General features: G+C 53.5%; 9 protein-coding genes. 5 read left to right on the top strand and 4 right to left on the bottom strand.

Annotation, left to right across the window (positions count from 1 at the left end):
- Positions 1-47 precede the first annotated feature (47 nt).
- The gene (locus tag LX69_RS09990) at positions 48-2,243 is read right to left on the bottom strand and encodes a tetratricopeptide repeat protein (RefSeq protein ID WP_111445890.1); all 2,196 of its coding nucleotides are present in this window, start codon (positions 2,241-2,243) and stop codon (positions 48-50) included.
- 682 nt (positions 2,244-2,925) lie between these two features.
- Here LX69_RS09990 and LX69_RS09980 point away from each other — a divergent pair.
- From LX69_RS09980 to LX69_RS09965, 4 genes are all read left to right on the top strand, one after another.
- The gene (locus LX69_RS09980; protein WP_111445888.1) at positions 2,926-4,083 is read left to right on the top strand and encodes a helix-turn-helix domain-containing protein; all 1,158 of its coding nucleotides are present in this window, start codon (positions 2,926-2,928) and stop codon (positions 4,081-4,083) included.
- A gap of 767 nt (positions 4,084-4,850) precedes the next feature.
- A complete protein-coding gene (locus LX69_RS09975; protein ID WP_111445887.1) occupies positions 4,851-8,759 on the top strand; it encodes a BACON domain-containing protein in 3,909 nt (1,302 codons plus the stop codon).
- Positions 8,760-8,988: 229 nt separating this feature from the next.
- Positions 8,989-9,195, top strand: a complete 207-nt coding sequence (locus tag LX69_RS09970; RefSeq protein ID WP_111445899.1) for a 2-oxoisovalerate dehydrogenase — start codon at positions 8,989-8,991, stop codon at positions 9,193-9,195.
- A complete protein-coding gene (locus tag LX69_RS09965; protein WP_111445886.1) occupies positions 9,192-9,431 on the top strand; it encodes a type II toxin-antitoxin system HicA family toxin in 240 nt (79 codons plus the stop codon). Before LX69_RS09970 ends, LX69_RS09965 begins: the two co-directional genes overlap by 4 nt.
- A 49-nt stretch (positions 9,432-9,480) precedes the next feature.
- Here LX69_RS09965 and LX69_RS09960 read toward each other — a convergent pair whose 3' ends face one another.
- The 3 genes from LX69_RS09960 to LX69_RS09950 all read right to left on the bottom strand — a co-directional run bounded on the left by LX69_RS09960 (position 9,481) and on the right by LX69_RS09950 (position 11,422).
- Positions 9,481-10,068, bottom strand: a complete 588-nt coding sequence (locus tag LX69_RS09960; protein WP_111445885.1) for an SET domain-containing protein — start codon at positions 10,066-10,068, stop codon at positions 9,481-9,483.
- A 74-nt stretch (positions 10,069-10,142) separates the two neighbouring features.
- Positions 10,143-10,685, bottom strand: a complete 543-nt coding sequence (locus LX69_RS09955) for a hydrolase (protein WP_111445884.1) — start codon at positions 10,683-10,685, stop codon at positions 10,143-10,145.
- A 128-nt stretch (positions 10,686-10,813) separates the two neighbouring features.
- The gene (locus LX69_RS09950) at positions 10,814-11,422 is read right to left on the bottom strand and encodes an SIS domain-containing protein (RefSeq protein ID WP_111445883.1); all 609 of its coding nucleotides are present in this window, start codon (positions 11,420-11,422) and stop codon (positions 10,814-10,816) included.
- Positions 11,423-11,891: 469 nt separating this feature from the next.
- Between LX69_RS09950 and cysD the strand changes: the two genes are divergently transcribed.
- Positions 11,892-12,794: a sulfate adenylyltransferase subunit CysD gene (cysD, locus tag LX69_RS09945; RefSeq protein WP_111445882.1), complete on the top strand. Its 903-nt coding sequence runs from the start codon at positions 11,892-11,894 to the stop codon at positions 12,792-12,794.
- Positions 12,795-12,837 lie beyond the last annotated feature (43 nt).

Raw genomic sequence — 12,837 nt, 5'->3', positions numbered from 1 at the left:
AGCAGCCACATAGTTAAGGCATGGGCTGATAAGAAGATATTGAGACATCATACCCCTCCCTCCACCACCACATCAGCAGTCTCGTTGCCTGCGACATGGCGCTCCCAAATGGTGAGCCAGGCCTGTTCGATGGCACGCACGTTAAGGGGCACATCGAAATGGGCAATGGGGTGGCGCCGCCTGTCGAGGCGTGCCTTGAGGTCGGCGAGCTTTTGGGGATGGGTGGCCAGCTCCAACGCCTTTTGGTAGTATTGCCCGATCGAGTAGCAGATGGTGTCGTGCAGGCCGGCTGCGCGGCACACGGTGGCTCCCTGACGCGAGGCATGTGACTGCCCCCGCAGGGTCACCAGGGGCACGCCGGCCATCAGGGCATGGGAGCCGCTGGAACACGACGAGTAACACCGCGTGTCGAGAAAGAGATCGGCCATCCGCATGCGCTCCAGATGCAAGTGAATGGGCAGGGGTTGGGCAAACAGGATGCGCGCGGCCTCCACACCATGCCGGGCAGCCTCGGCCACGATGTTCTGCTCGTAACGGGCATTGCCGTTGGACATGAGCCAGAGCACACTGCCGGGCACTTGGGTCAGCAGGCGCATCCAGAGGGTAAACATGGTGGGCTCGTATTTATAGGGACTGCAAAACGAACAGAACACAAAGGCATCGTCGGGAATGCCCAACTGCCGACGGGTGAGTCCGGTGGAAGCCGGTTCGATGGGCGAACAGATGAAGCCGTGGGGCAGGTAGATAATTTTTTCGCTGTAATACTTGCGATTGTCGGTGTCAATGAGGTTATCATCGGCCACAAAATAATCGACCTGCGGGATGGCGGTGGTGTCGGGCTGACCAAACATCATCACCTGCACGGGGGCCGGTTTGAGGGCAAGGATAGCGGGCTTAGCGTGCATGCTGTAGCCCCCAAAGTCGATGAGAATGTCAATTTCGTGACCATGAATGATGCGGGCCGAGGCCATGGCGTCCATCCCGCGCAAATCGACAAAATGATCGGCCGACTGCTTCATTTCGCGATGAAAGGGGTCGTTTTCGTCGGGGATGTGCTGCGAAAAGAGGTACACTTCGAAGCGCGAACGATCGTGACAGCCAAACATCTTGTACACGCTCATGCCCAAAGCGTGGGCACGGAAATCGGGCGAGAGGTAGCCCAGGCGAATGCGGGAGTGACGGCGACCCGAGAAATCGAACGCCACACGATTGCGAAACACGTGCTGCGAAGCCAGTCGGTGCATCACCCTGTACTGCAACTCGTCGGGCACATGGTAATAGTGCAAATCGATGGGGGCACAGGCAAAGGGGCCGTCGGTGTGCAGACTGCGTTCCAGCAATGTGATGAGTTGACTTCGGGTATCGTCCCAATAGCTCCAATCGGCCAGCTCGGCCTTGCAGCGTGCCAAACGGAAAAAGGCTTCGGCATAAAGAGGATGGCGCATCCACACCGTGTCAAAACAGGCAGCCGCCTGCTCAACATTCCCCATGCGCACATGATTGATACCCTGCAACATAAGCAGTTCATGGTTATCGGGCTCCAGGGTTTGTATCTGCGCATACACCTCGTTGGCCTTGTCCCAAAGGTGCCTGCCCTCAAACAAACGCCCCAACCCCCTGAGCACCGACACATCGGCCGGCATCAGGCGATGGGCAGCCACCAGAGCCTCCATAGCCTGGCGTTGATTGCCCGATTGAAGCTCGATGAGGCCAATGCTTTTGTGGGCAGCCCCCAGTTGCGGGTTCAGCGCCACGGCCTTTTGATACATAAGCATGGCCTCGGCCCACCGGTCATCGTCCACAAGGATGTTGCCCAGGTTATTGAATGCGGCAGCCGACCGAGGATCGAGTTGAATGAGTTGACGCAGCGCCATTTCGGCACCGGATATGTCGCCTTGCAGTTTGAGAAGTTTGGCTTTGCGAAGCCACAGTTTCTCGAAACGGGCATTGAGGGAGGCAGCACGGCAAAGCAACTCGTCGGCTTCGGAGTAGCGCTGTTGTGCCATGAGCACATCGGCCAGTTCGGCCATCACCATGTGGGGATGCGGATGCAACGGCAGACAATCGCGCAGGTATTGCTCGGCTTTGGCATAACGCCCGGCCTTGTGGCACAGCATGCCCATGAGCGCCATGGCGGGCACGTCGCCGGGAGTTGACTTGAGCACCTGAGAGCAAAGTTCCCACGCGCGGGCGTAATCGCCCTGTCGGTAACACTCGTGTGCGGAGAGGTCGATGGATCGCATAAAAAAAGGTTGTGGTCAAATAAGGTTTCAAAGCAATGCCCCCAAACAACCGTCTAAAAAAAGATTGTTGAGGGGCATCCAAAGTCAGGGTCTTGGTGATGACGGGTGGCATCCGGCACGAAGCACAAAAAATGGCCACACAGCATCACCCGACGCTATTTGCGATGCAAAAGAGGGGAAAAGCGATCAAAAGGGCGGGACAGATCGTAAAAATCGATTGACGATTTGGGCAAACGGCCGTTTTTTTTGACGAATGGGGCAAAAGAAGAAGATTAAAAAAAACACAAAGGCAAAATAAACGCAAAGACGCAAAGGCTGAGTTAATTTTTAAAGAAAACCCTAAAGACACGGAGATGCTGAGTTTCTTTTTCAGATGCAACCGCAGGCGACTCTGAGATTTCTTAGCCTCATCGGTTCTCATTTGATCTCACTGCAACTCAGTGTCAGTTCTTAGCAACTCACGCTAAAGAAGATGAGTTGAGGCTGAGTGACCCGATTTAAACGTTCTCCATCTCACATCATAAACAAAAAAAACGCTGTCCCCCTGTGAGTTCTATGGTTCTTTAAAACTCAGCATTAAATCACACGACACGCAAAAATCAAAAAACGTCACCCCATTATTTTGGCGGATCGCCACGATAGCCGTAATTTCGGCAGTCGACACCACTATATATTCCCGGATATGCTCACCTCCGAACAACTGATGCCCCTGACCATCCTTTTGGCACCCATTTTCAGCACACTGGCCATACTGCTTGTTTTGGTACTCGATGTGCGTCACTCGCCCAAAAGCCTGTGGCCGGTTAAAGGCAACGTGCTGGCCATGATGTGTTGCACGGTGGTAAACTGGGGCTCGCTGGTGTTTTACTTTTTCTATCCCGAGATATTTGCCATCATCAATGCGCCGGTGTTTTTCGCCTTATCAATGGTGCAGGTCTTTTTTTACGGTTTCATCTTCCACATCACGCGTTTAGATGCCGGCGAACGATTTCCCCGTTATCACTATTACCTGCCCGCAATCCTCACCCTGGCTCTGTTGGCGGTATCGTTCATCACCCCTTTTGAGGGGCAGGTCGAAATCATCAAAGCAAAGGGCAAATGCACCAATGAGGACTATCGTCTCTTCTACATGGTATCCAACAGCAAAATACCGGTACGCACGCTCTACAGCGTGGTGTACCTGAGCCTGTCGTTTTACCGCCTCCGCAACTACCGCAAGCGCGTGCGCGACTATTCGGCCAACGAGGAGAAAGGGCATCTGCGCTGGCTCTCGGTGTACCTGATACTCACCACCGGCCTCACCCCCATGCCCATCTTCAAACTGCTGCTCACCGAACGACTGTCGGTGATTACCTCATCGGTGATGCCCACTTATTACCTGCTGTTCACCTTTCAATATGCCTACCTTTGCTATTACGTGGTGAAGGAGAAATATGTATTGATGACCGACAAAGAGGTCAACGACAGCCACAAATCAACAGCCATCACGCCAACAGCCACAACCGACACCGATACACCGCAGCTCAAGAAAAACCAGCTCACGCGCGAAGTCTTCGACCAGTTTATGGCAACACAAAGACCTTATTTGAATGCCGACCTGAAAATCACCGACCTGGTAGCAGAACTCAACATCAACCGCACCTACCTCTCGGCCTTCATCAACAGCGAATACGGGGTCAACTTCAGTAGCTACATCAACCAGTGCCGCCTCAAGGAATATGAACGTCTGCAAACACTGCCCGAAAAACAGGGCTACTCCCCGCAGGAACTGGCATTGATGGCAGGCTTTGGCTCATACAAAAGCCTGCTGCGATTTAGCAAGGAACACAACATTGCTTGACAAGACCACACAGGCGGGACTGACGACGTTTGTTGCTCCAATCCTTTATCCGGGACATTGCTTCTTGTGACATTATGATACGCGAAAGCAGTAATCCCCAAAGAGGCTGACAGAAAGCACCATGCCTCTGCATTTTCATTGTTTCACCGAGTCAAAATAAACGCTGAGGCGCGAAGGCGCTGAGTTGGTTTGATTAATAGATTGCGTTTAAATATGAAAGCAGATAACTCAGCATTTAATCATCGTCCTCTACTTAATGAACTAAGAACTGACGCTGATTTGCAGTGAGATAAGATGAGAACCAGTGAGGAGAAGAAGCCTCAGTGCCACTCGGTAAAAGAGTTATATAGTAGTCTGATTTTTTCGCATCACACTTCTGCACTCTTCCACTCCTAAACTCTTAAACTCCTCCACTCTTCCACTCCTAAACTCTCCCCCCTCCCCCACCTCCACAAAAGCAGCATTCATCAAAAATATCAGAAAGCAATCAACGCATGAGAATTGGGGAGCAAACTACACAATTCGACAACCAACCGACAGCAAATGATGACCGGATGCTTTCAGCGAGCTTCAAACAGCATTGACCCCGCAGGCATCCCCCCTTAACTTGCACTTTGTATCGACGCCAACAACAAATGAAACGTGCCATTGGAAGAAGTGCAAAAGTACAAGAGTGAGAAAGTGCAAAAGAACGGCTAAAGAAGCAATCCCACAGTCCCCCTTCGGGGGATTAGGGGGCTTAAACTGACACCCCAAAACCACCCTATATGAAAACGCTCAGCATCCTGTTGCTTTGTTTCGTATCCATTTACCTGACAGGCAACGCACAATCGTTTACCCCCATCGCGGGGAGTGGCTTCAACTACGACGCCATTGCCAACAGCTCCGGCACCGGGGCATCCTCCATCACCCAACCGCTGATGCCCGGCGTCTGCTTTTATGCCAAAGACTTTCAGAGCACCCTCAACCCCATCGCCCCTCCGCTGGGACTGCCCATGGACGGGGTCATCGTAAGCACCTATCGCCCCGAAATCAGCTTTCAACTGCGCGATTACAGTCAGCCCAACGTACTGCTGGTGGGTCTGGACAACGACCACGAGACCTTCCGGTTCAACACGCCCACGCCCTATGCCACGCTGGCTCTGTTGATGACCAACAACTACCCCTCGTCGGTGTGTGTAGAGGTGAACTTTGCCGACCAAACACGCCTGTTCTACAACTTCAACACCAAGGCATGGAACAACACCTCAAACCCGGCGCTCAAGGGGTGCGGGGCCCTCAATCCCACCACCGACCAATACCTGGGCACGGCCGACGATTATAACCTGTTCGACTATCTGCTGGCCATTCCCGATACGGCCAAAAACAAAAACATCGTGTCGGTGCGCTTCTCCAAGTCCGACATTGGCAGCAAACTATACGTGCTGGCTTTGAGTGGCAGCAACAGCTCGCCCTACACCGGCTATGCCCCCACCCCCGTGCTCGAGGGCAATGTTACGGTAGATGCTCCCGTGAAATACACCGATGCCGGTGGCGAATGGTTTTGCTACCCCAACGGCACCACCCACAAAACGACCTTCATCCCGGCCGACCCCACAAAGAAAATACGACTTAACTTCGACTTCTTTCAGACTTTCTGCGTGTACGACATCATGAAGATATACAACGGCAAGGAAACCGACCCCGCCAAACTCATTGCCCAATACTACATCAGCATCACCAACGACCAAAAAGAGGTGATTGCCACCAACCCCGACGGGGCACTCACTTGCGTGTACACCACCAACACCTTCTACCCTCATTTGGGATGGAATGCCACCGTGTCGCAAATCACGCTGCACACCAACGATCTCAAGGCACTGTCGCTGCGCCCCCTCAGCACCACGCCTCCCAACGATGAGGCCATCGCCGTGTACCTGAAACTGCGCAACTACAGCACTTCGCCCGTCAAAGGCGCCGACTACAACATCTTGTTCACCGCCCCCGATGGCACCGAACTGGCCAAGGTGGCCGGCAAAGACATCGAACCGGGCATCATTGACTCTGTGGCGGCATCCATCCTGTTTGCCAACCCCATGCAGGTGAAAGCCACCATCGACTACCCGGCCGACCTCAACCCGGCCGACAATGCCACCTCCTTCACCGCCATCGCCCCGATGCCGCAAATCAAAATGGGCAACGCCACCGCGACCATCGACAACCGGGAATTCCTCTTTTTTGACGAAGGGGGCATCAACTTCAACTACTCCAACGCAACCAATTACACGCTCACCCTGCGCCCCGACAAGGCCGGCCATGCGGTGCGCATTCGTTTTACCATGCTGGCCACCGAGGCCAACTACGACTTCATCAGTATTTACAACAGCGCCACAGCCAACCCGTCAGCACTCATGGCCAACGTGGCACAGGACGACGGCAAAGTGCCCGACATACTCAAAAGCATCACCGCATCCAATGACGATGGTGCGCTGACAATCGTCTTTACTTCCGACAACGGGGTGACCCGCAAAGGATGGGAAGCCCTTGTGGATCGAATAAGCACCCTGACACCCGACAGCCCTCCCACGGTGGTTACCCTCGCAGCCATCAACGTGACCGAAACATCGGCCATGCTCCGCGGCACGCTCACCGCCACCGGACAACCCAACAGCGTGGTCCGGGGATTCTGCTTCAGCACTACCAACCCGGAACCCACGCTGACCGACAGCCGCATCGACATGGACGCGACCACCGCCACGGGCGATTATGCGTCGCCCATTGACCAACTGGTGGCGGGCACCACCTACCACGTGCGAGCTTATGCCACCAACAGCACCGGAACGGCTTACGGCGCCACCACCTCGTTCATCACTCCCATACTATCCGTCAGCAGCAACACGGTCACCATTGAGGGCGAGGGCGGCACAGCACCGATTGAACTGACGGCCAACACAGCTTGGGCGTCGAGCATCCCGGCCGACTGGCTTTCGCTGTCTCCATCGTCGGGCAACGAAAACACCACGCTCACCATCAGCGCGGCCGCCAACCCGCTCACCATCCTGCGGAGCGTCACCATCACCCTGCAGGCATCGGGTGTGGCGTCTAAAAACATTGTGGTGACCCAACTGGCGGGCGCACCCACCCTTGCCATCGCAACCACCACCAACCTGCTGGAAAGCATCGGCGGGCAAAGCACGATCAACGTGGTGTCGAACACGACGTGGAGCGTTGCCTCGGACGAAGAATGGCTGCATGCAGATGCGAACTCAGGCAACGGCACTAGTTCCTTCACGATCACGGCCACCGACAACCCGGGCGTGAGCCAACGCAGCGGCACCATCACCGTCACTGCCGACGGGGTGGCAGATCAGTCCATCGTCATCACCCAACAGGGAGCAACCCCCACGTTGATGGTGCAGCCGCCAACAGCTAATCTCCCGGCCGAAGGGGGAACCACATCGCTGCTCATTACCTCAAACACCAACTGGATGGCCGCCACCGCAACCCCATGGATGAGCATCACCCCTGCCACTGGTGACCAAAACGGCATCGCAACGATCACAACCACGGCGAACACTGCACCCGAGGAACGGTCGGGTGTCATCACCTTTACCGCACCGGACATTACCCCTGTGCAAGTCATCATCACCCAAAATGCACAAGGGGTCATCTTCTCCATCTCGCCACAAACGCTTTCCCTCCCCTCAAGTGCGGGCACAGCATCACTGGTCATCACTTCAAACACCCCGTGGACGCTCACATCGGATGCCCCGTGGCTCACGCCCGACACCGAAAACGGAACGGGCAACGCCACCCTCATGCTGACCCACCTGGCCAACCCGCTGGCGCAATCACGCACGGCCTCCTGCACCATCCTGGCCAACGGGGTGATGCCACAAACCGTCGTTATCACACAGGAAGCTGCCGCCATTATTCTTTCGAGCACAACAACTTCGCTCACCCTAAACGCTGAGGAAGACAACCAAACCATTGACATCATGTGCAACGCCGACTGGGTGGCACACACCACTGCCGACTGGCTCAGCCTGAGCCCGCAAGCAGGCAGCGGAAATGGGACTCTAATTCTGTCGACATTAAACAACCCGTCAACAGAGGATCGCCAAACCACCGTCACCATCATGGTAGATGACGATCACCAGGTAGCGCTCTCAATCATGCAGACCGGCAGTCCGGCCACCCTGGAAGTGTCACACCCCAGCATCGTCTTTGATGCCGATGGCGGCAGCCAAACCATTCAAATCACTTCTAACACCGATTGGCAATTGACACCCCCGGAACAGGAGTGGCTGAGAATATGGGTGATGAAATCGTCGGAAGGAAGCATCAGCGTATCGGCGCCCGTCAACCCCACCCACGAGGAACGAACCGTCACACTCACACTCATCACCACGTCGGGCGAACTGATGCGCACCATCACCGTGACGCAAGCCCCCGGTGAATCAACCGACAACGCAGCAACTGAAGCATCGCCGGCATGGCACATCGACTATTGCAACGACACCCAAACCATCCGTCTGCACAACGTGGATGGCCCCGTCACACTCACCGATCTCACGGGGCGAATCATCATGACTGAACAAATTAATGGAGAGAAAAACATCAGCACCCAAAACATGAAAAGAGGCATCTACCTGGTGCAATGGAATGACAAAACCATCAAAATGGTGATTCGATAAATTTCTTCAAACCCCGAAGGTCTTCAAGACCTTCGGGGTTTATAACATGAATGCGTTGTTTAATCTCAAAGGGTGTTGTAACTTTGTCTAAACGGTAAAAAAACGCAACGAGCTGCAAGAATGATGACTGAGAAAAGCACAAAAGATGATAAAGTACTGTTAAAGAAGTAATTAAAGACAAAACACCCACAATCTCTCTTGGGAGATGAAGGGACTCAATTACAAACAAATGAACGAATTAGTTTTCATAGCAGAAGAATCAGAAGAAGGGGGTTTCGTTGCCAAAGCAGTAAACCATTCGATCTTCACCGAAGGAAACACCATTGATGAACTAAAAGCCAACATCATTGATGCGGTGAAATGCCATTTTGATGAAAAGGATTTACCCAAACTTATCCACCTGCACTTGACGAGGGAAGAGACTTTTGCTTTATGAAACTCCCCAGGGACATAGATGCGGCACAACTAACCAAAGCGTTGCGGCAATTCAATTACAACCCAACCCGACAAACAGGAAGTCACATCCGACTCACATCCGACATTAATGGTCAACACCACATTACCATCCCAAATCACACACCATTAAAGATTGGAACACTCAATGCCATTCTATCTGATGTGGCAAATCATTTAGGTCTCTCTAAACAAGAGTTGATCAACCGATTATTTTAAAAATTCAGTGTTACACTCAAACCCCGAAGGTCTTCAAGACCTTCGGGGTTTATGATATGACACACCAACACTCTCTCAACGAGCGCACCCTTTCATGTCCGGCACCCAGTCGTTGCACCTGTGCCCAATCGTTGGTAGAAAAAACAGACTGTAAAGGTTGCTTCACCCCATTCACCAGGGCAATGGCCTCATCAATGAGTACATCCCACTCGGGATGGTACGTGGCCAAATCGTCGGGATAAACCACTTTGCGGTCGGTGCCTTCATCAAACGGTTCAAAAGGCTCGATGATATTGAGGGTTCCGTAGTCGTTGGTAAGTTGGTCGCCGGGCTGAATGTGGCGCACGGCAATCTCGAAACCATAAGGCGTGGGCATGCAGTTGGCTCGAAAGCTATGATTGATAAAACGGGTGTAATCCCAGCAAAAGATATAATGCCCCTTGTGGTTGCGGTACGAATAAGTGAGCAACGCCTCGCGCACCATGGCCGGTAGCGCATCCATCTGGTCGGGCGTCAGCTCACGATCCATGGCATCACGCACCCAGGTGATGGTTCCCTTGGGAATCAAATCAGTGGCAAATACGCCGTGACCAATCAGGTCATTCACAAAACGAAGTTCGGTAGATGGATGGAGCATCGATTGGGGTTTAGGGGTTAGAGGTTGGGGTTCAGCCAGAGGCATGAAACCCCAAACATTCAATTAACAAAAAATCACTTCACCAATTTAGAAATCCCTTTAAAGGCATCCCCCCCGGCCACACGGCACAATTCAAACAGCAACGACTCGCACGAAGTCACCACCACCCCCTCCTGGCGCAGTCGGTTCATGGCAATGCGTTTGTTGTTGGCCGAACGCGACGACACGCAATCTTCAACCACCACGGGCACGTAACCCGATGCCTTCAGGTCGATGGCCGTCTGCATCAAACAGATGTGCGACTCAATGCCCGCCAATATCACGGTGTTGCGCTGTGAAGTGGCCAACATTTCGGCAAAAGCCGGCTCGTCGCAGCAACTGAACGCCATCTTTTCGATGTGCTGACAATCGCTCACCAACGCTTCGATGGAGGCAATGGTCGGTCCCAAGCCCTTCACGTACTGCTCGGTCACCACCATTGGCACCCCAAGCAGTCTGAGTCCCTGCACCAATATCTGCATCTGACGTTCCAGCTCCCCATTCTCATGAATCACCGGAAAAAGACGCTCCTGCATGTCCACCACAATGGCGATGGACGAATCCTTTAATAATCGCATGGTATGATGATTTTAAAGCCCCTCCATCCTCCCCAAAGGGGAGGCTTCAAAGGCCATAATTATTATTCTTACTTTTTTTCTATTGCACTTTTACACTCCTCCACTTCTAAACTCTACTCTCCCTCACCTCACATCCCCGCCTGCTTCCTCGACTTATCGCCCAGGTAACCGCCATGATGACGTTTGGCATAATCGGCATTTGAGAAGTTGATGCGACGCATGAGCGTCACCACCAGAGCATCGCCAATCACCGTCATCACGGTGGTGGATGTGGTGGGTGTGAGCCCCAGTGCGCACACCTCCTTGGGGTTGCCCGTGAGCAGGCAGGCATCGGAGGCTTGTGCCAGCTCCGACTCGCCATTACCGGTAATCACAATCAGGGGAATAGACGGCACCAGGCGACGAACCAGGTCGATGAGCTCGATGATTTCGCGCGTCTTGCCCGAGTTGGAGATCATCAGCATCACATCATCGTCCTGCACCACCCCCAGGTCGCCGTGCTGTGCCTCACTCGGGTGAAGGTAGACGGCAGCCGTCCCCGTTGAACTGAACGTGGTGGCCATATTCAGGGCTATTTGCCCGGCTTTGCCCATGCCTGTGGTGATGAGCTTGCCACGGCGTTCGTGCACGTGCACGCGAATCAGTTCCACCGCCTTCTCAAAAGCATCGGTGATGGGGATGTTGGCAATGGCCTCCGCCTCCCGTCGAAAAATTTCTCTTACCGCTTCTTGAATCATTTGTATGTGTCGTTTGTGTTTGTTCCTGCAAATGTAGAATTTTTGTCAGCACACGGCATCAGCTTTTTTCAAGATATCACGCACCGCATCCCACACGCGTGGCAATTCCCGCATTCCATCCCATTCAGATATGAATAACTAAGGCGCTTAAATTTTCTCATTCGCCTTTAATCGCTATTTTTGCCTGCGTTGACAAAGCCTGGCGGGTCATTTTGAAGCACGATAACGACCCGCCCACCCCGTTGAATCGGCGCGGCTTAACGACAATAACCTACCTTTTCAGCAGAAATTACCTGCAACATCTTTTATCACAAAAGTGTTACAACAAATACCCCAATAAAAGACAAAAAGATTGGATGTTGCAAAACATCCCATTTCAACGGGTAACAGAGATAAAAAACAGATCAAAACGAGAAAAGCACTTTGCGGCCTTCATCACTGCCAAGTGCTTCCACACAAACATTTTGGCATGAAGCAACAAATCAATCATCTTCGCGAACTGGAAGCCGAATCCATCTTTGTGCTGCGCGAAGTCGCTGCCCAGTTCGAACGTCCCGCGATGCTCTTTTCGGGCGGCAAAGACAGCATCGTGATGTACCACCTGGCGCTCAAAGCCTTTTATCCGGCCAAAGTGCCCTTCCCGCTCCTGCACATCGACACCGGGCATAACTTTCAGGAGACGCTCGACTTTCGCGACTGGCTCATGCAGGAAACCGGCGGCAAGTGCATTGTACGCTACGTGCAGGACTCCATCGACAAGGGCCGCGCCACCGAAGAAAAAGGGTACAACGCCAGCCGCAACAAGCTGCAAACTGTAACCCTGCTCGATGCTCTGGAAGAACTCAAGGTAGATGCAGCCATGGGCGGTGGCCGCCGCGATGAGGAAAAAGCCCGTGCCAAGGAGCGTTTCTTCTCCCACCGCGACGAGTTTGGCCAATGGGATCCCAAAAACCAACGACCCGAACTATGGAACCTCTTTAACGGTCGCAAGCACATGGGTGAGCACTTCCGCGTGTTCCCCATCAGCAACTGGACCGAAATGGACGTGTGGCAATACATCCTGCTCGAGAACATTGCCCTGCCCAACCTCTACTTCACCCACAAGCGCGAGGTATTTAACCGCGACGGGGTGTGGATGGCCACGGCTCCCTACATGAAACTCAAAGACTCCGAAGTGCCCGAAATACGCGACGTGCGCTGCCGCACCATTGGCGACGTCACCTGCACGGGACTCACCCTGTCGACGGCCAACTCCCTGGAGGACATCATCCACGAAGTGGCCTCATCGCGCGTCACCGAACGCGGCGGTCGTGCCGACGACAAACGCTCCGAATCGGCCATGGAAGACAGAAAACGAGAGGGATATTTTTAATATTGTTGCGGGTCTCGGGTTAAATGTTTCGGGTTATGACAAC

The sequence above is a fragment of the Breznakibacter xylanolyticus genome (assembly GCF_003254275.1).
GTDB lineage: Bacteria > Bacteroidota > Bacteroidia > Bacteroidales > Marinilabiliaceae > Breznakibacter > Breznakibacter xylanolyticus.
This window is presented reverse-complemented; position numbering and strand designations above follow the sequence as displayed.